Raw genomic sequence first — 17,720 nt, 5'->3', positions numbered from 1 at the left:
CAAGATCTTTCCGAGATTGCCGCCATGACTAGCCAACTCCATGGCATCCCGGGCTATCGATATCCCCCCGATGCTCCCGCAGCAGGTCATACAAGGCCTGCGCTGCGACCGATAGCGTGCGGCCCTTGCGCCGCACCAGGTAGAGAGGCCGGGTCAAGGCCTTGCCGGCCAGCGGCACGATGCGCAGGTCGGCGCCGCCGAAGTGGAACAGCGTCATCGCCGGCACCACCGAGATGCCCAGCCCCGCGCGCACCAGCCCCGTTGCCGTGGCCAGGTGTTCGACCTCGAACACCGGCGCGGGCGCGTCTGCGCCCAGGGCGGCGTCCAGATGCTTGCGCACGCTGCTGCCGCGCGCGAGCTGGATCATGGGATAGCGCAGGATGTCGCGCAGCCGGGCGCGGCCCGCGTCCGCCAGCGGATGGTCGGCGCGGCATACGAGGAAGTAGCGGTCGGCATGCAGGAACTCGCTGTCCAGATCGTTCATGTCTGGCCGCCGCGAAGCCACGGCGAAGTCGACCTGCCCTGCCTGCACCAGATCCAGGCAGGGATCCAGCAGCGCATCGCGCAGGTCCACCGTGATACCTGGATAGGCTTCGCGAAAGCGCGCCAACAGCCCCGGCAGCCAACCCGCGGCTAGCGAAGGCAAGGCCGCCAGCGCCACCCGCCCACGGCGCCTGGCGGCATGGTCGCGCAGGTCCTCCATGACCAGGTCCATGTCGGCCAGCAGCCTGCGCGCGGTCGCGTCCAGCACCTGCCCTTCGACCGTCAGTTCCACATGGCGCGTGTTGCGGTCGAACAGGCGCAAGCCCGCGCTGTCCTCCAGTTGGCGGATCAGGGCGCTGAAGGCCGGCTGCGTCAGGTGGCAGCGCTGGGCGGCCCGGGTGAAGTGTTTTTCTTCGGCCAGGGCCACGAACGCGCGCAATTGGCGAGCAGACAGATTCATGGGTTTTCTCTATGAATTGATCCGATCTTTCTATTTTACTGATGAGCCGCGCATGCCTATAGTGGGCTCAGACACCTAGACCCCTGCCCTGATTCCGTATGTCCCTAGCCCCCCTCCACATAGGCTGCGCCTCCGGGTTCTCCGGCGACCGCAGCGACGGCGCCGCCGCCGTGGTGCGTACGCTGATCGCCCGCGGCGGCGTGCTGATTTATGAAACGCTGGCCGAGCGCACGCTGGCGCTGGCCCAGTTGGCCCGCAACGAAGATCCGGAGCGCGGCTACGAACCCTTGCTGGACGAACTGGTCGGCCCGGTGCTGGCCGATTGCCTGCGCCACGGCATCCGCATCGTCGGCAACTTCGGCGCGGCGAACCCGCGCGCCGCGGCCCGGCGCATTGCCGCGCTGGCCCGGCAGCAAGGCCTGCCCGCGCCGCGCATCGCGGTGGTGCACGGCGACGCGCTGTCCGGCGATGCGCAACGCGAACTGCTGCGACTACGCCTTGGTGGCGCGCTGGACGGAATGGACGTGGTCAGCGCCACCGCCTACCTCGGCGCCGCCGAGATCGCAGAGGCGCTGCGGGCCGGCGCGCAGATCGTGGTCGCGGGCCGCGTGTCGGACCCATCGCTCACGTTGGGTCCGGCGCTGGCCCATTTCGGCTGGTCCATGGACGATTGGCCGCGGCTGGGCCGCGCCACCATGGCCGGCCACATGCTGGAATGCGGCCTGCAGGTTACCGGCGGCTACTTCTGCGTGCCGGGCCTGAAGGACGTGCCGGACGTGCATGCCGCGGGCTTTCCCATCGCCGAGATCGATGCGGACGGCGAATTCGTGATCGGCAAGGCAGACGGTACTGGCGGCATGGTCGACGCCCGCACGGTCAAGGAACAACTGCTGTACGAGGTGCACGATCCAGCGCGCTACCTGACGCCGGACGTCGTCGCCGACCTGAGCCGCGCCGAGGTGGTCGACCTGGGCGGCGATCGGGTGTCGGTGCGTGGCATCACCGGCCACGCGCGTCCGGCGGAACTCAAGGTCAACGTCTGCTACCGCGGCGGCTGGCTGGCCGAGGCCGAGATCTCCTACGCCGGGGTGCAGGCCGAGGCGCGCGCCCGCTTGGCCGCCGATATCGTGCGCAAGCGCCTGGACCCGGCCCTGCGGCTGCGCGCCGACCTCATCGGCGCCATCAGCATCCTGGGCGACGACGCCGGCAGCATGCTGTCGGCCCTGCCCCCCGGCCATGCGCGCGACGTGCGCCTGCGCATCGCGGCCGAACATCTGGACCGCAAGCTGGCGGAAAGCGTGCTGCGCGAAGTGACCGCGCTTTATACCTGCGGCCCGGCCGGCGGCGGCGGCGTGCGCACCGCGCTGCGCCCGCGCCTGAACATGCTGTCCTGCACCCTGCCGCGCGACGCCGTGCCCAGCGGCTGGACCTTCCTGGAAGAAGCCCCGCAATGAATCCGCCGCTGATCTCAGTCCCCCTATATCGCCTGGCGCACAGCCGTTCCGGCGACAAGGGCGACATCTCCAACCTGAGCCTGATCGCCTGGGACCCGGAATGCTACGACGTGCTGGCGGCACAGGCTACCGAAGCCCGCGTCGCCGCCTGGTTCGCCTACCGCCGCCCCAGCCGCGTCACCCGCTACATGCTGCCCACGCTGCACGCCATGAACTTCGTGCTGGAAGGCGTGCTGGACGGCGGCGTCAACGATGCCCTCAACCTGGATACGCACGGCAAGAGCCTGTCATTCAGATTGCTGGACATGACGGTCGAGGTCAGCCCGGCGCTGGCCGCCCGGCTGCCTGACATACCCGGTGACCGCCCCGCGGCCGCCTGATTTCGATTCCTATAAAAATCCACAGGAGACACACATGCGCATTGCTTCCAAAGGCCGGCTGGCCTTGCTGCTGGCCGCCGCCCTGCCCTTGAGCGCCATGGCCCAGTTCCCCGCCAAACCCATCACCTTCATCGTGCCGTTCGCGGCCGGCAGCGCCACCGACCAGATCGGCCGCGCCATCGGCCAGGGCGTCACCGAACAGACCGGCCAGGCCGTGGTGATCGAGAACAAGCCCGGGGCCAGCGCGATGATAGGCGCCGCCGCCGGCGCCCGCGCCGCTCCTGACGGCTACACCGTGCTGATCACCACCAACACCACGCACGCCGCCAATGAACACCTCTACAAGACGCTGACCTACGATCCGGTCAAGGACTACGCGCCGCTGACCCTGCTGGGCAAAGGCGGCCAGATCATGGTGGTCAATCCCAGTTCGCCGGCCAAGACGGTCGGCGACTTCCTGGCCCAGGCCAAGCAAGCGCCCGGCAAGCTGAGCTTCGGCAGCGGCAGCTCCAGCAGCCGCATCGCCGGCGAACTGCTGCAGCAGATGGCGGGCGTGCAGCTACTGCACGTGCCGTACAAGAGCAACCCGCTGGCGGTCACCGACCTCCTGGGCGGCCAGATCGATATGATGATCACCGACACCGCCACCGGCCTGCCGCAGGTCAAGTCGGGCAAGCTGCGCGCGTTGGGCGTGACCGGCCAGGCGCGCTCGCCGCTGGCGCCGGACGTGCCCACCATCGCCGAAGCCGGTGTCCCGGGCTACGAAATGGGCTACTGGTTCGCCGCGTATGCGCCTGCCGGCACGCCGCCGGATGTCGTCAAGCGCCTGAATGAATTGCTGGTCAAGGCCACGGCAAGCGCTCCCGCCAAGCAGTTCTATGCGCAGACGGGCACGGATGCGGCAAGCTCCACGCCGGAAGAACTGGCGCAGTTCCAGCAGGCCGAGTCGAAGAAGTGGGGCGAGATCATCAAGAAGGCAGGCATTCAGCCTGAATAGGCCGGGGCGCCTGCGGGCGGCGGTGCGCGCTCGCGCCGCCGCCCGTCGCCAGTTGGGCACGCCGCTGCCGAGGGGCGGTCATTCACACCGTCTAGCCCGCGAACAGATCTGCTCGACACGTCACCGCTGGCCGCTCAGAACGTGCCGGGATAGGCGCCGCCGTCCGCCAGCACATTCTGGCCGGTGATGTAGCCCGCATGGACGCTGCACAGGAAGGCGCAGATGGCGCCGAACTCCTCCGCGTTGCCAAAGCGGCCAGCCGGAATCGCTGCCTGGCGCTGGGCGCGCACGGCTTGCGCGTCCTGCCCCGTTTTGGCTGCCGATGCCGCCAGGGCCGAGCTCAAGCGATCGGTGGCGAAAGCGCCCGGCAGCAGATTGTTGATCGTGACGCCGCGGGCCGCGATGTCGCTGCGCGCCACGCCCGCCACGAAACCGGTCAAGCCGCTGCGCGCGCCATTGGACAGGCCCAGGATGTCGATTGGCGCCTTGACCGCGCTTGACGTGATGTTGACGATGCGCCCGAAGCCGCGCTCGGCCATGCTGTCCACCGTGGCCTTGATCAACTCGATCGGCGTGAGCATGTTGGCGTCGACCGCGTTCAGCCACTGCTCCCTGCCCCAATCGCGGAAGTCCCCGGGCGGCGGCCCGCCCGCGTTCGTGACCACGATGTCGTAGTCGCGATGCGCGGCGAACACGGCCTCGCGGCCTTGCGCGGTGGTGATATCGGCAGCCACGGCCTTGACGAAGGTCTTGCCGTCCGGCCGCGTCTGCAGCAGTTGCTGCCGCGCGGCCTCAAGGGCGTCGGCGCCGCGCGCAACGATCACCACGTTGACGCCCTCGCGCACCAAGGCCAGCGCGCAGCCGTAGCCCAGGCCTTTGCTTGCGCCGCCCACCAGCGCGGTCCTGCCGGTAATGCCCAGATCCATTTCTCGCTCCTTGTCGTTGTTTGCAATCGATTGGCGCATGGCGGATTCCGCGATCCGCGCCTTGAACCTTGTATTGTCGCGCCCCATCAGCGCCGCGTGCTTCTCGTTGCGGGGCTGCGCTTGAAAATGACGTCCTACGGCCTCGGAAAACAAAAAACCCATCGCATCGCTGCGATGGGTTTGGGGTTTGGCGCCAGCGGCGGGACTTATTTGTCCACGAATGCGCGCTCGACCACGTAGTCGCCCGGCTGGCCCACGCCCGGCGATACCGTGAAGCCGCGCTTGTCCAGCATGGCGCTGATGTCGGCCAACATATGGGGGCTGCCGCAGATCATGGCGCGGTCGGTTTCCGGATTGATCTGGGGAATGCCGATGTCGGCGCACAGCTTGCCGTTTTCCATCAGTTCGGTGATGCGGCCTTGGTTGCGGAACGGTTCGCGCGTGACCGTCGGGTAATACACGAGCTTCTCGCGCACCACGTCGCCGAAGAATTCGTTGTTCGGCAATTCCTTTTCGATGAAGTCGGCGTAGGCCAGCTCGCTGACCCAACGCACGCCATGCACCAGGATGACCTTGTCGAAGCGTTCGTAGACGTCCGGATCCTTGATGATGCTCATGAAAGGCGCCAGGCCCGTGCCCGTGCCGAACAGGAACAGGTGCTTGCCCGGCTTCAGGTCGTCCACGACCAGCGTGCCCACGGGCTTGCGGCTGACCAGGATGGTGTCGCCTTCTTTCAGATGCTGCAGGCGCGACGTGAGCGGGCCGTTCTGCACCTTGATGCTGAGGAACTCGAGGTTCTCTTCATAGTTGGCGCTGGCGATGCTGTAGGCCCGCAGCAAGGGCTTGCCTTCAACTTCCAGTCCGATCATCACGAAGTGGCCATTGTGGAACCGCAAGGCCGAGTCACGCGTCGTGGTAAAGGAAAACAGGGTGTCGTTCCAGTGGTGCACGCTTAGTACGCGCTCAGTGTTGAAAGCAGCCATGTCGTATCAAATAAGGGCGACCGCCCCGGGCTACGCGCCCGGCTTGCGCCGCTGGGTCATTCCGCACCGCACAAAAGACGCGGCCGGCATTAGGGTTGACCCTATTCTACAGGGTCTCGATGATAACTGCTCTCATTATTCCGTAATACCCTTATGCCGTATTGATGGGGATCAAGCTTGCAGCCTGCCTGACTTACGACCAGTTGAACGCCGCTTTGCTTCCTGTTATCGTCGCGTTCTCATTTGATAATCATTTTCGTTAGCAGACAGTTTTGCGCAGCGGGAAGGCCTGAAGCCTCGGGAATCCCTCTGCAGCCCTAGCCGGACCACCTCGTCATGACCAAACGTCCCCAATTGAACTCGCTGCTGCGCGCCCTGGCGCTGGCCGGCGCCGCCGCCTTCGCCGTGTCGGCCAACGCCGCCGAGGAAGTCAGCCTCTACACCACCCGGGAACCCAAGCTGATCCAGCCGCTGCTGGACGCCTTCACCAAGGAAAGCGGCATCAAGGTCAACACGGTCTTCGTCAAGGACGGCCTGCTGGAGCGCGTCAAGGCGGAAGGCGCCAAGTCGCCCGCCGACGTGCTGATGACCGTGGACATCGGCAACCTGCTGGACCTGGTCGATGGCGGCGTGACCCAGTCGGTCAAGTCGCAAACCCTGGAATCCGTCATCCCCGCCAACCTGCGCGGCGCCGACGGCAAGTGGTACGCCCTGTCGCTGCGCGACCGCGTGCTGTACGTGGAAAAGGACCTGAAGCTGGAAGCCTTCCGCTACGAAGACCTGGCCGATCCCAAGTGGAAGGGCAAGGTCTGCATCCGTTCGGGCCAGCATCCCTACAACACCGCGCTGGTCGCCTCCATGATCGCGCATGACGGCGCCGAAGCCACCGAAAAATGGCTGCGCGGCGTCAAGGCCAACCTGGCCCGCAAGGCTGCCGGCGGCGACCGCGACGTGGCCCGCGACATCCTGGGCGGCATCTGCGACATCGGCCTGGCCAATGCTTATTACGTCGGCCACATGAAGAATGCCGAGCCCGGCACCGACGCCCGCAAGTGGGGCGATGCCATCAAGGTGATCCGCCCGACCTTCGCCAACGCCAAGAGCGGCGGCACGCACGTGAACGTCAGCGGCGCCGCCGTTGCCGCCCACGCGCCCAACAAGGCCAACGCGGTCAAGCTGCTGGACTTCCTGGTGTCGGAACCCGCCCAGGCCCTGTACGCCCAGGCAAACTATGAATACCCCGTCCGCAAGGGCGTGAAGCTGGACCCCGTGATCGCCAGTTTTGGCGAACTGAAGGTGGACCCGCTGCCGCTGACCGAGATCGCCAAGCATCGCAAGCAAGCCAGCGAATTGGTGGACAAGGTCGGTTTTGACAACTGATAGGCCCATGGAACGCCACGCCCGCCGGCTTGGCGAAACCATGCGGCAGTGACAAACGCGCGGGCTGCGCATAAGCTCACGCGTAGGGCCTGCTCCCTTCTTTTGGGGGAGCAGGCCTTGCCATTGATGCAATCGACTTTGAAGCATGCACACAGATTCTTTGCCCCGGCCGCTGCGTCTGCGCTGGACTGAACGCGGGGCCGGCTGGCTGGCCGGCGCCGCCCTGATCGCGCTGGCCGTATTGGCGCCCGTCCTGACGCTGGGCTGGTGGGCGCTGGGCGGCGAACTCTCGCATTGGCAGCATCTCGCCAATTACGTATTGCCGCAGGCGCTGGCCAATACCGCCATCCTGCTGGCCGGGGTGGGCGTGCTGGTGACGCTGCTGGGCACGGGCGCGGCCTGGCTGGTGACCGCGTACGACTTCCCTACCCGCCGCGTGCTGACCTGGGCGCTGCTGCTGCCGCTGGCGGTGCCGACCTACATCATCGCCTTCGCCTATCTGGACCTGCTGCATCCCATCGGCCCGATACAGACCGCGATCCGCGCGCTGCTGGGCTATGACAGCCCGCGCCAGTTCCGCCTGCCCGACCTGCGTTCCATCTATGGCGCAATTTTCGTGCTGGGCTTCGTGCTCTACCCTTATGTGTACCTGAGCACCCGCGTCATGTTCATGACGCAGGCCGCCAGCCTCTTGGAAGCGGCCCGCACGCTGGGCGCCGGCCGCCTCGCCGTGTTCTTCCGCGTCGCCCTGCCGCTGGCCCGGCCCGCCATCGTGGTCGGCGTCAGCCTGGCGCTGCTGGAAACGCTGAATGACATCGGCGCTTCGGAATTCCTGGGCGTGCAGACGCTGACCGTGTCGGTCTACACCACCTGGGTCACGCGTTCGGACCTGGCGGGCGCGGCGCAGATCGCGCTCACCATGCTGGCGATCGTGATCGGGCTGATCCTGCTGGAACGCCATGGCCGCAAGCGCCAACGCTACGCCAACACGCAGCGCATGCGCCCGATGCAGCCGCGCCGCCTGCGCGGTCCGGCGGCGGCCGTTGCCGCGGCGTTGGGCTGGATACCGGTGCTGATCGGTTTTGTCGCGCCGGCGCTCTATCTGGTCGTGGAGACCTACAAGCGCCTGCATCTGGTGGGCGGCGTATCCCATCAGTTGTTGAACGGCTTGAGCAATACCCTGATCGTGGCCTTCAGCGCCACCGTCGTCACCCTGCTGTGCGGGCTGGTCGTGGCCTGGGCCGGACGCACGCTGCGCGAAAGCTCGGGCTTCAACCCGGGCCGCGCCTGCGCGCGCATCGCCAGCCTGGGCTATGCCGTGCCCGGCACGGTGCTGGCCATCGGCCTGCTCACGCCGTTCGTCTGGATCGATACCGCGGTCGCCAAGGTCTTCGGCGGCACGGGACTGTTCCTGATGGGCTCGATGGGCGCGCTGGTCTGCGCCTACGCGATCCGTTTCCTCGCAATTTCCACCGGCGCGCTGGAAGCCGGCCTGGCCCGTATTCCGCCGTCACTGGAGCAGGCTTCGCGCCTCTTGGGCGAAAGCTCGGCCGGGACCTTGCGCCGCGTGCATCTGCCGCTCTTGCGCCCCGCGCTCGCGGCCAGCGCCCTGCTGGTGTTCGTGGACGCCATGAAGGAACTGCCCGCGACGCTGCTGCTGCGGCCCATGAATTTCGACACGCTCGCAACCTGGCTCTACGCCGAGGCGGCCCGCGGCACCTATGAAGAAGGCGCCGTCGCCGCGCTGGCCATCGTGCTGGCCGGCCTGTTCCCCGTCATCCTGCTGGCGCGCACCAATCTGAAAATGGGACATTGATCATCGTGCCCGATCTGTTAGAACTCGATCACCTTTCCCTCGCCTACGACACGCCGGCGGGGCTCAAGCCCGTGGTGCAGGACCTGACGCTGGGGCTGCCCGTGGGCCATATCGGCTGCCTGCTGGGCGAGTCCGGCTGCGGCAAGACCACGGTGCTGCGCGCCATCGCCGGCTTCGAGCCGGTGCGGGCCGGACGCATCCTGCTGGATGGCACCGTCATTTCCTCGCCCACCGTGCAGGTCGCGCCCGAGCATCGCCGGGTAGGCATGATGTTCCAGGACTACGCGCTCTTCCCTCACCTGACGGTGGCGCTGAACGTGGCCTTCGGCCTGCGCAAGATGGCGCGCCCGGAGCGCGCCCGCCGCGTCGAAGAAATGCTGGAGCTGGTGGGTCTGGCCCATGCCGCCAACAGCTATCCGCACGAGATTTCCGGCGGCCAGCAACAGCGCGTGGCGCTGGCGCGCGCGCTGGCCCCCTCGCCCGACCTGCTGCTGCTGGACGAGCCCTTCTCGAACCTGGACGTGGACACGCGCGAGCGCCTGGCCTTCGAGGTGCGCGACATCCTCAAGACCACCGGCCACACGGCCATCCTGGTCACGCACAACCAGGCCGAAGCCTTCGCCATCGCCGACCGCATCGGCGTCATGTCCAAGGGCAGCATCGCGCAGTGGGACACGCCCTATAACCTGCACCATCATCCCGCCAGCGACTTCGTGCGCGATTTCATCCGCCGCGAAGCGCTGGAAGAGCGGCGCGAGCAGGCCTACGCCCGCGGCCGCTGAGGTCATCCCGGCCGCTCAGTCGGCCGACAGCTTCACCTTTTGCGACAAGGCCTTGAAAGCCTCGTGCTGGCTCTGGGTCAGGCGCTCCACTTCCTGCGGCGTGGAACCATAGGGCATGAAGCCGGCCTGTTCCAGCTTGGTCTTCACTTCCGGCAGGGCCAGCGCCCATTGGAAGGCTTCGCTGAGCGCCTTGGTCACTTCGGGCGACATCTTCGCCGGCCCATAGACCGCGAACCACGGATCGACCACGGCTGCCTCGTAGCCCAGCTCGGCCAGCGTCGGCACGTCCGGCAAGGCGGGCGCACGCTTGCTGCCCGTCACCGCCAGCGCATGCACCTTGCCCGCCTTGATATGCGGCAGCGACGCCGGCAGATTGTCGAACATCACCGGCAGGTGGCCGCCCAGCAGGTCGTTCAGCCCCTGCGCGCTGCCCTTGTACGGAATGTGCTGCATGCCGGCGCCGGTCAGCTGGTCGAACATCACGCCGGCCAGATGCATGGAGGTGCCGGTGCCCGGCGTGCCGAACGAGGTGCCCGGATGCTGCTTGGCGTAGGCGACCAGATCCTTGACGCTGTCGACCTTCAAGGCCGGGCCGACTTCCAGCACCACGGTGGACGCGCCCAGCATGCTGACGCCCGTGAAATCCTTGGTGGGATCGAAAGGCATCGACGGGTAGACGAAGGGATTCAGCGCATTGGTCGAGATGGCCCCGAAGCCGATGGTGTAGCCGTCGGGCGCGGCCTTGGCCACGGCGTCCATGCCGATGTTGCCGCCCGCGCCGGGACGGTTCTCGACGATGACGGGTTGGCCCAATTTTTCCGCCACCTTTTGCCCGGCGGTGCGCGCCACCAGGTCGGTGGTGCCGCCGGCGGTGTAAGGCACGATGAAGGTGATGGGCTTGGCCGGATAGCCGGCGGCGAGCGCCGCCGAAGCGCCCTGGATCAGCGCCACCGCGGCCAGGCCGCGCAGCGCGTTGAATGTGTAGCGATGCATGTTGTCTCCATCCCGTGTTGTTGGGTTCGGAGGCGCATCATACCGCCGGCCGCGCGGCGCTTGCGCGCGGCCGGGCTTGAGCGTTGAGTCAGGCGCGCGGTTCGGGCAGCGGGATGTACTCAGTCTCGTCGCCCGGCACGACCTGGTCGAAGCGGCTGCGCTGCCAATCCTGCTTGGCCTGTTCGATGCGGTCCTTGCTGCTGGAGACGAAGTTCCACCACACGAAGCGCGGCCCATCGAGAGGTTCGCCGCCGATCACGGCAAAGCGCGCCGCGGTCTTGGCGCGGATCTGCACGGGGCGGCCCGGCGCAAACACGACCAGGCGGCCGCTTTCGAACTCCTGGCCGTCGATCTCGACCGTACCCTGCGCCAGATAGGCGGCGCGCTCTTCATGCTCGGCCGGCAGCACCGTGGTCGCGCCCGCCTGCAGTTGCAGATCGCCATAGAAGAGCGGCGACAGCGTCTTCACCGAAGACGTCTTGCCGAACAGCGAACCCGCCACCACCTGGGCGCGCACGCCCTCGCCTTCGATGACCGGCTGGGCATCCAGACCATAGTGGGTGAAGCCCGGATCGGTTTCCTCATGTTCCTTGGGCAGCCCCACCCAGATCTGCAGGCCACAGAGGCGCTGCGCCGCCTGGCGGCTTTCGGGCGAGGAGCGTTCCGAGTGCACGATGCCGCGGCCGGCCGTCATCCAGTTGACCTCGCCGGGCAGGATGGTCTGGGTGTGGCCCGCACCGTCGCGATGCACCATGGAGCCTTCGTACAGATAGGTCACCGTGGACAGGCCGATATGCGGATGCGGGCGCACGTCTATGCCCGTACCGGCGGCAAATTCGACCGGACCCATGTGGTCCAGGAAGACGAACGGCCCGACGGTGCGGCGCTGCGCGGAGGGGATGGCGCGGCGCACGGAAAAGCCGCCCAGGTCGCTGGTGCGCGGCACCACGACGGATTCAATCTGGCTTTCGCCGGCTTCGGACAAGGTGGACATGATCGGACTCTCCGGGTGGTGGGGACTAAGGCCATCTTAAGGCCTGCCGCCTGCATGAAAAAAACTGCGGCGGGCGGACTTGGTTCAGTCCGCCCGCCTTGGCGCATTACGCCAGGTCGAACACCAGGACTTCGGCCTGCTTGCCGCCCGACAGCTCGACGCGGGGCTCGCCGGTGATGGCGAGCGCGTCGCCAGCCGACAGTTCAACCCCGTTGACCGTCAGGCTGCCGCGGGCCACGTGCACCCAGGCGCGGCGGCCGGCGGCCAGATCCAGGGCGGCCGACTCGGCGCCGTCGAACAGCCCGCCATAGAGGCGCGCATCCTGATGGATCTTCATCGAGCCATCGGCGCCATCCGGCGACACCAGCGCTTGCAGCCGGCCGCGCTTCTGCTCGTCGCTGAAACCGCGCTCTTCGTACTCCGGCGCGATGCCGGTGACGTCGGGCTCGATCCAGATCTGCAGCATGTGCGTTTCGCGGTCCGCCAGCGGGTTGAACTCGGAGTGCATGACGCCGCGACCGGCGCTCATGCGCTGCACGTTGCCGGGCTGGATGGTCGAGCCGCTGCCCATGCTGTCCTTGTGGGCGATCGCGCCGTCCAGCACATACGTGATGATTTCCATGTCGCGATGGCCATGCGTGCCGAAGCCGCGGCCGGCCGCGATGCGGTCGTCATTGATCACGCGCAGGGCGCCGAAGCCCATGTGGGCAGGATCGTAGTAATTGGCGAAGGAAAACGTGTGGAACGAGTCCAGCCATCCGTGGTTGGCATGACCCCGTTCAGCGGCGCGGCGAGTGGTAAGCATTGCGGACTCCTGTTTCAATAATGTGAATGGTTGTGCAGCCCTGCCATCAATTCTTGGGAGGCCGCTGCACCACCGGCATGAGTGATATTGTGCGCGTGCGGACCGGCCTGTTTGGCGCTATATTTTGACGGAATCATTCAAATTTTTTGAATACCTGTGCCGGAAGCGACCATGCAAGCCATCACCCCCGAACTGCTGATCCTGGTGGACGCCATCGCGCGCCACGGCAGCTTTGCCAAGGCCGCCCGCGAACTGGGCAAGGTGCCTTCGGCCGTCACCTATTCCATCCGCAAGCTGGAAGATGGCCTGGACGTGCTGCTGTTCGACCGCTCCGGGCACCGCGCGCTGCTGACGCCGGCGGGCGAAACGCTGCTGAAGGACGGCCGCCACGTGCTGCAATCGCTGGACGATCTGGCCTGCCGCGTCAAGCGCATTGCCACAGGCTGGGAGGTGGAGCTGCGCATCGCCGTCAGCGCGGTGCTGCCGTGGCGGCCGCTGTATGACCTGATCGAAGAGTTCCAGGCGCTGGGCAGCGCCACCACGCTGCGCTTTTCCAGCGAGGTGTTGAGCGGCAACTGGGACGCCCTGACCTCAGGACGGGCCGACCTGGTCATCGGCGCGGGCGCGGCGGGCGAGCCCACCGGCCCCTATCGCTCGCAAGCCATGGGCCAATCCCAATTCGGCTTCTGCGTGGCCGCGCACCATCCGCTGGCGTCACTGCCGCAGCCCTTGAGCCGCGCCGACATCACGCGTTATTGCGCGGTGGTGGTGGCGGACACGTCGCGCAACCTGGCGCCGCAGACGCGCGGCATCCTGGCCGAGCAACCCACCCTGGTCATGCCCACCATGCAGGCCAAGATAGACGCCCAGGTGCGCGGCCTGGGCTGCGGCTACCTGCCGCTGACCCTGGCCGCGCCGTATCTGGCGCAGGGCCTGCTGGTGGTGTGCGAGACAGACGAAGGCATGTCCCTGACGGAACACCTGACCTACGCCTGGCGCTCGGAGCCGCCGGGCGAAGCCTTGAAATGGTGGCTGCAGAAACTGAAGTCGCCGCGCCTGTGCGAGAGCCTCTTGGGGATAGGATAAGGCGCGCGGCCGCGCGCCCTATTCGTCTTCGATGCCCAGTTCGCGCAGCTTGCGCGTGATGGTGTTACGGCCTATGCCCAGGCGGCTGGCGGCTTCCACGCGCCGGCCGCGGCTGGCGTCCAGCGCGCTTTGCAGCAGGATCTTCTCGAACTGGCGCGTCAGCGTGGCCATGACCGCGGGCTCGCCGCGTTCCAGCCGGTACTGCGCATCGCGCAGCAGCGAATCCTGCCAGTTGCGCTGCGAACCGGCCTCCACGGGCGCCGCGGTCGGAACCACCGTGCCCACGCCGGCCATGGATACGGCCGGACGCGACAAGGCGGGACTCGGGTGCTGCTGGTGTTCCATGGCGCGGATTTCCGGCGGCAGGTCCGCCGGCTCCACGGTCTGGCCAGGCGCCATCACCGTCAGCCAGTGGCAGAAGTTCTCCAGCTGGCGCACATTGCCCGGGAAGTCGAACTTGGACAGCACGGCTAGCGCTTCCGGCGTCAGGCGCTTGACCGGCACCCCCAGCGCGCGGGCGCTGGCGGTGAGGAAGTGGCCGGCCAGCGCCGGTATGTCCTCCACCCGTTCGCGCAAGGGCGGCAGGCGCAGCCGTATCACGTTCAGGCGGTGGAACAAATCCTCGCGGAACAGGCCCTGCTCCACGCGCTGTTCCAGCGGCTGGTGGGTGGCGGCGACGATGCGCACATCGACACGCACCGGCTGCGCGCCGCCGACGCGGTAGAAGCTGCCCTCGGCCAGCACGCGCAACAGGCGTGTCTGCAACTCGATCGGCATGTCGCCGATTTCGTCCAGGAACAACGTGCCGCCATGCGCTTCCTCGAAGCGGCCGCGGCGCAAATTGTTGGCGCCCGTGAACGCGCCGCGTTCGTGGCCGAACAGCTCGGCCTCCAGCAGGTCGCGCGGAATGGCCGCCGCGTTCAGCGCCACGAAGGGACCGCCGGCGCGCACGCCATGGCCGTGCAAGGCGCGCGCCACCAGCTCCTTGCCAGTGCCGGACTCGCCGGTGATCAGCACGGTGACCTTGGACTGCGCCAGCCGGCCGATCGCGCGGAACACTTCCTGCATGGCGGTGGACGAGGACTGCGTCATCATCCAGCGCTCGTTGTTCTGCGCCGACTCGCCTTGCCCTTCGGGGTTTTCAGGCTCGGCGGACTCCTGCATGGCGCGCTGGATCAGCGCCACCGCCTCGTTCACGTCGAACGGCTTGGCCAGGTAGTCGAAAGCGCCGCCCTGGAACGCGGACACGGTGCTGTCCAGGTCGGCGAACGCGGTCATGACGATGACCGGCAGGCCAGGATTGCGTTCCTTCAGCTGGCGCAGCAGCTCCAGGCCGTTGCCGCCGGGCATGCGGATGTCGGACACCAGCGCGGCGGGCGCTTCGCGCGACAGCGCTTCCAGCACGTCGGCCGATTGCGAAAAACTGCGGGTGGGCACCCCGGCGCGCGCCAGGGCTTTTTCCAGGACCCAGCGGATGGCCTGGTCATCATCGACGATCCATACGGGTTTCATCAGTGTGCGGGCTCCATCGGTAGGACCAGGCGGAACTCGGTGCGGCCGGGCCGGGATTCAAATTCGATGATGCCGCCGTGCTGCTGCACGAAATCCTGCGCCAGGCTCAAGCCCAGGCCGGTGCCTCCGGCGCGGGCCGTGACCAGCGGATGGAAGATGCGGTCACGGATCTGGTCCGGCACGCCGGGACCGTTGTCGATGATGGACAGCACCAGCGCCAGACGGTGCTGGCGGTGGGCCAGCATCACCTGCCGCGCCACGCGCGTGCGCAGCGTGACGACGCCAGGTTCGGTCTGCGGCCCGGGCGGCCTGGCGACCAGTTCCTGCGCGGCGTTGCGCGCCACGTTCAGCACGGCCTGCATCAAGCGGGCGGCGTCGCCCTTCAGGTCCGGCACCGAGGCGTCGTAGTCGCGCAGCAGCGTGACGTCATTGCGGAATTCGGCCTGGATCAGCGCGCAGACGCGTTCGCAGATCTCATGGATGTTCACCGGCCGCGCGTTCAGCGGCACACGTTGCGGGCCGCTCAGGCGGTCCACCAGCGCCTGCAGGCGGTCGGCTTCGGAAATGATGACCTGGGTGTACTCGGCCAGGGCCGCGCTTGGCAGTTCGGCTTCGAGCAATTGCGCGGCGCCGCGCAGGCCGCCCAGGGGATTCTTGACTTCATGCGCCAGATTGCGCAGGAGCTCGCGGTGGGCTTCGATCTCGTCAACCAGCCGGTGGTTGCGGTCGGCCAGCACGCGCTGCTCGATCTCGCGGGTTTCTATCAGCACGGGCCAGCGCTGGCCCGTCAGTCCGACGGTCGTCACGGACACTTCCACGGATTCGGCGGCGCGGCGCAGCGAGGCCAGTTGCCTGACGTCGGCATAGCGCCCGGCGGCGGCGCGATCGATGGAGGATTGGATGTTTTCCGGACTGTCGAACAGCGTGGCGGCGGAATGGCCGCTTAGTTGCTTGCGCGAGCGGCCAAACAGATCTTCGGCGGCCGCATTGGCGTATTCGATATGACCGCGTTCGTTGACCAGGAAAACGGACGTGGCTAGCAAATCGAGAGCTTCTACATTCATTTTCTACATACCCGAATGTGAGGGGACGGCGGAACGCGACGGCCGCGCCGGAAGCCGGCGCCCTGCCCGCCAGGCGCAGCGCCTGGCGGACAGCACGTCGAACCGCGATCTGGCGGTGCGCGTGCTGCGGGCCCTGGTTTCTGCCTGCATCATCGCGCCACCTCCAGCTACTGCCTCAGGACATCAGAGGCTGTAGTACATGTCGAACTCGACCGGGTGCGGCGTCATGCGCAGACGGTTCACATCGGCCATCTTCAGGTCGATGTAGGCGCTGAGCATGTCGTTGCTGAACACGCCGCCGCGGGTCAGGAACTCGCGGTCGTTGTCCAGGGCTTCCAGGGCCTGTTCCAGCGAGGCGCAGACGGTCGGGATCTTCGCGTCTTCTTCCGGCGGCAGGTCGTACAGGTTCTTGTCGGCGGGATCGCCGGGGTGAATCTTGTTCTGCACGCCGTCCAGGCCGGCCATCATCAGGGCCGAGAAAGCCAGGTACGGGTTGGCCAGGGGGTCCGGGAAACGCGCTTCGACGCGGCGGCCCTTCGGGTTGCCGACGTACGGAATACGGATCGAGGCCGAACGGTTGCGGGCCGAGTAGGCCAGCTTCACCGGCGCTTCGTAGTGCGGAACCAGGCGCTTGTACGAGTTGGTGCCGGGGTTGGTGATGGCGTTCAGCGCGCGGGCGTGCTTGATGATGCCGCCGATGTAGTACAGCGCGAATTCCGACAGGCCGGCGTAGCCGTTGCCCGCGAACAGGTTCTGGCCGTCCTTCCAGATGGACTGGTGGACGTGCATGCCGGAGCCGTTGTCGCCAACGATGGGCTTGGGCATGAACGTGGCGGTCTTGCCGTAGGCGTGAGCCACGTTGTGAATCACGTACTTGACGATCTGCGTCCAGTCGGCGCGCTGCACCAGCGTGCTGAACTTGGTGCCGATTTCCAGCTGGCCGGCGCCAGCCACTTCATGGTGGTGCACTTCGACCGGCACGCCCATCTGTTCCATCAGCAGGCACATTTCCGAACGCATGTCCTGGAAGGAGTCGACCGGGGGCACGGGGAAGTAGCCGCCCTTGACGGTGGGACGGTGGCCGGTGTTGCCACCTTCGAACTCCAGGCCCGAGGACCAGGGCGCTTCTTCGGACTTGATCTTGACGAAGGTGCCGGACATGTCGCTGTTCCAGGTCACGCCGTCGAAGACGAAGAATTCGGGTTCCGGACCGAAGTAGGCGGTGTCGCCCAGGCCGGAGGACTTCAGGTAGGCTTCGGCGCGCTTGGCCAGCGAACGCGGGTCGCGGTCATAGCCCTTCAGGTCGGACGGTTCGACCACGTCGCACGACAGGATCAGGGTCGGCTCCTCGCGGAACGGATCCAGGTTGCCGGTGGACAGATCGGGGATGAGCAGCATGTCGGAGGCTTCGATGCCCTTCCAGCCCGGGATCGACGAACCGTCGAAGGCCTGCCCGCTTTCCAGCTTGTCTTCGTCGATCTGGCTGATCGGCACCGAAATGTGATGCTCACGGCCAATCGTATCGGTAAAGCGGAAATCCACGAATTTGACTTCGTTGTCGGCGATCTGTTTCAGGACATCTTTCGGGCTTGCCATGTCATCTCC

The 17,720-nt window shown here is 66.9% G+C and carries 16 protein-coding genes; 7 read left to right on the top strand and 9 right to left on the bottom strand.

From position 1 onward, the window contains the following. Positions 1-28: 28 nt before the first annotated feature. A complete protein-coding gene (locus N5C88_RS20950; RefSeq protein WP_280016152.1) occupies positions 29-943 on the bottom strand; it encodes a LysR family transcriptional regulator in 915 nt (304 codons plus the stop codon). 98 nt (positions 944-1,041) lie between these two features. Here N5C88_RS20950 and N5C88_RS20945 point away from each other — a divergent pair, with 98 nt between their 5' ends. From N5C88_RS20945 to N5C88_RS20935, 3 genes are read left to right on the top strand one after another with little or no spacing between them, the layout of a single operon-like run. Beyond that, positions 1,042-2,397: a DUF1446 domain-containing protein gene (locus N5C88_RS20945; protein WP_280016150.1), complete on the top strand. Its 1,356-nt coding sequence runs from the start codon at positions 1,042-1,044 to the stop codon at positions 2,395-2,397. After that, positions 2,394-2,777, top strand: coding sequence for a hypothetical protein (locus N5C88_RS20940; RefSeq protein WP_118932475.1), 384 nt, complete (start codon positions 2,394-2,396; stop codon positions 2,775-2,777). Before N5C88_RS20945 ends, N5C88_RS20940 begins: the two co-directional genes overlap by 4 nt. Positions 2,778-2,811: 34 nt before the next feature. After that, positions 2,812-3,774, top strand: a complete 963-nt coding sequence (locus N5C88_RS20935; RefSeq protein WP_059375846.1) for a tripartite tricarboxylate transporter substrate binding protein — start codon at positions 2,812-2,814, stop codon at positions 3,772-3,774. Between the two features lie 134 nt (positions 3,775-3,908). Here N5C88_RS20935 and N5C88_RS20930 read toward each other — a convergent pair whose 3' ends face one another. Both N5C88_RS20930 and N5C88_RS20925 read right to left on the bottom strand, forming a co-directional pair. Next, positions 3,909-4,700: an SDR family oxidoreductase gene (locus N5C88_RS20930; protein WP_280016172.1), complete on the bottom strand. Its 792-nt coding sequence runs from the start codon at positions 4,698-4,700 to the stop codon at positions 3,909-3,911. Positions 4,701-4,906: 206 nt separating this feature from the next. Further along, the gene (locus tag N5C88_RS20925; RefSeq protein ID WP_059375840.1) at positions 4,907-5,683 is read right to left on the bottom strand and encodes a ferredoxin--NADP reductase; all 777 of its coding nucleotides are present in this window, start codon (positions 5,681-5,683) and stop codon (positions 4,907-4,909) included. Positions 5,684-6,019: 336 nt separating this feature from the next. Between N5C88_RS20925 and N5C88_RS20920 the strand changes: the two genes are divergently transcribed. The 3 genes from N5C88_RS20920 (at position 6,020) to N5C88_RS20910 (ending at position 9,661) form a co-directional block, all read left to right on the top strand. Then, entirely contained in the window at positions 6,020-7,063 is a 1,044-nt protein-coding gene (locus N5C88_RS20920) for a Fe(3+) ABC transporter substrate-binding protein (RefSeq protein WP_059375838.1), read from the top strand. A 145-nt stretch (positions 7,064-7,208) separates the two neighbouring features. Continuing rightward, positions 7,209-8,879: an iron ABC transporter permease gene (locus N5C88_RS20915; protein WP_118932476.1), complete on the top strand. Its 1,671-nt coding sequence runs from the start codon at positions 7,209-7,211 to the stop codon at positions 8,877-8,879. Between the two features lie 5 nt (positions 8,880-8,884). Beyond that, positions 8,885-9,661: an ABC transporter ATP-binding protein gene (locus N5C88_RS20910; protein ID WP_042797075.1), complete on the top strand. Its 777-nt coding sequence runs from the start codon at positions 8,885-8,887 to the stop codon at positions 9,659-9,661. Between the two features lie 15 nt (positions 9,662-9,676). Here N5C88_RS20910 and N5C88_RS20905 read toward each other — a convergent pair whose 3' ends face one another. The 3 genes from N5C88_RS20905 to N5C88_RS20895 all read right to left on the bottom strand — a co-directional run bounded on the left by N5C88_RS20905 (position 9,677) and on the right by N5C88_RS20895 (position 12,453). Next, positions 9,677-10,654: a tripartite tricarboxylate transporter substrate binding protein gene (locus tag N5C88_RS20905; protein WP_059375831.1), complete on the bottom strand. Its 978-nt coding sequence runs from the start codon at positions 10,652-10,654 to the stop codon at positions 9,677-9,679. A gap of 88 nt (positions 10,655-10,742) precedes the next feature. Continuing rightward, positions 10,743-11,648 (bottom strand): pirin family protein, encoded by a 906-nt coding sequence (locus tag N5C88_RS20900; protein WP_059375827.1) that lies wholly within the window; start codon positions 11,646-11,648, stop codon positions 10,743-10,745. A gap of 106 nt (positions 11,649-11,754) precedes the next feature. Further along, positions 11,755-12,453: a pirin family protein gene (locus tag N5C88_RS20895; protein WP_059375824.1), complete on the bottom strand. Its 699-nt coding sequence runs from the start codon at positions 12,451-12,453 to the stop codon at positions 11,755-11,757. A 171-nt stretch (positions 12,454-12,624) separates the two neighbouring features. On the opposite strand from N5C88_RS20895, the gene N5C88_RS20890 reads away from it, so the two are divergent. Continuing rightward, positions 12,625-13,539: a LysR family transcriptional regulator gene (locus tag N5C88_RS20890; protein ID WP_059376173.1), complete on the top strand. Its 915-nt coding sequence runs from the start codon at positions 12,625-12,627 to the stop codon at positions 13,537-13,539. Between the two features lie 18 nt (positions 13,540-13,557). Here the strand turns inward: N5C88_RS20890 and ntrC are convergent, their stop codons facing one another. The 3 genes from ntrC to glnA all read right to left on the bottom strand — a co-directional run bounded on the left by ntrC (position 13,558) and on the right by glnA (position 17,711). After that, positions 13,558-15,051: a nitrogen regulation protein NR(I) gene (gene ntrC, locus N5C88_RS20885; RefSeq protein ID WP_280016146.1), complete on the bottom strand. Its 1,494-nt coding sequence runs from the start codon at positions 15,049-15,051 to the stop codon at positions 13,558-13,560. Further along, on the bottom strand, positions 15,051-16,115 hold the full coding sequence (gene glnL / locus N5C88_RS20880; RefSeq protein ID WP_059375818.1) for a nitrogen regulation protein NR(II): 1,065 nt from the start codon (positions 16,113-16,115) through the stop codon (positions 15,051-15,053). Before glnL ends, ntrC begins: the two co-directional genes overlap by 1 nt. A 183-nt stretch (positions 16,116-16,298) precedes the next feature. Then, complete coding sequence (gene glnA, locus N5C88_RS20875; RefSeq protein WP_059375815.1) at positions 16,299-17,711, bottom strand: type I glutamate--ammonia ligase; 1,413 nt, start codon at positions 17,709-17,711, stop codon at positions 16,299-16,301. Between the last annotated feature and the right edge of the window lie 9 nt (positions 17,712-17,720).

Source organism: Achromobacter sp. GD03932, assembly GCF_029839485.1.
GTDB lineage: Bacteria > Pseudomonadota > Gammaproteobacteria > Burkholderiales > Burkholderiaceae_B > Achromobacter > Achromobacter bronchisepticus_A.
Note: the sequence above shows the minus strand (reverse complement) of the source record. Positions and strands in the feature narration are given on the sequence as shown.

Coding starts and splice junctions, on each gene's coding strand:
- N5C88_RS20940 (WP_118932475.1), top strand. CDS start 2,394: ATGAATCCGCCGCTGATCTCAGTCCCCCTATATCGCCTGGCGCACAGC.
- N5C88_RS20945 (WP_280016150.1), top strand. CDS start 1,042: ATGTCCCTAGCCCCCCTCCACATAGGCTGCGCCTCCGGGTTCTCCGGC.
- glnL (WP_059375818.1), bottom strand. CDS start 16,115: ATGAATGTAGAAGCTCTCGATTTGCTAGCCACGTCCGTTTTCCTGGTC.
- N5C88_RS20890 (WP_059376173.1), top strand. CDS start 12,625: ATGCAAGCCATCACCCCCGAACTGCTGATCCTGGTGGACGCCATCGCG.
- N5C88_RS20900 (WP_059375827.1), bottom strand. CDS start 11,648: ATGTCCACCTTGTCCGAAGCCGGCGAAAGCCAGATTGAATCCGTCGTG.
- N5C88_RS20925 (WP_059375840.1), bottom strand. CDS start 5,683: ATGGCTGCTTTCAACACTGAGCGCGTACTAAGCGTGCACCACTGGAAC.
- N5C88_RS20915 (WP_118932476.1), top strand. CDS start 7,209: ATGCACACAGATTCTTTGCCCCGGCCGCTGCGTCTGCGCTGGACTGAA.
- N5C88_RS20895 (WP_059375824.1), bottom strand. CDS start 12,453: ATGCTTACCACTCGCCGCGCCGCTGAACGGGGTCATGCCAACCACGGA.
- N5C88_RS20950 (WP_280016152.1), bottom strand. CDS start 943: ATGAATCTGTCTGCTCGCCAATTGCGCGCGTTCGTGGCCCTGGCCGAA.
- N5C88_RS20930 (WP_280016172.1), bottom strand. CDS start 4,700: ATGGATCTGGGCATTACCGGCAGGACCGCGCTGGTGGGCGGCGCAAGC.
- ntrC (WP_280016146.1), bottom strand. CDS start 15,051: ATGAAACCCGTATGGATCGTCGATGATGACCAGGCCATCCGCTGGGTC.
- glnA (WP_059375815.1), bottom strand. CDS start 17,711: ATGGCAAGCCCGAAAGATGTCCTGAAACAGATCGCCGACAACGAAGTC.
- N5C88_RS20905 (WP_059375831.1), bottom strand. CDS start 10,654: ATGCATCGCTACACATTCAACGCGCTGCGCGGCCTGGCCGCGGTGGCG.
- N5C88_RS20920 (WP_059375838.1), top strand. CDS start 6,020: ATGACCAAACGTCCCCAATTGAACTCGCTGCTGCGCGCCCTGGCGCTG.
- N5C88_RS20935 (WP_059375846.1), top strand. CDS start 2,812: ATGCGCATTGCTTCCAAAGGCCGGCTGGCCTTGCTGCTGGCCGCCGCC.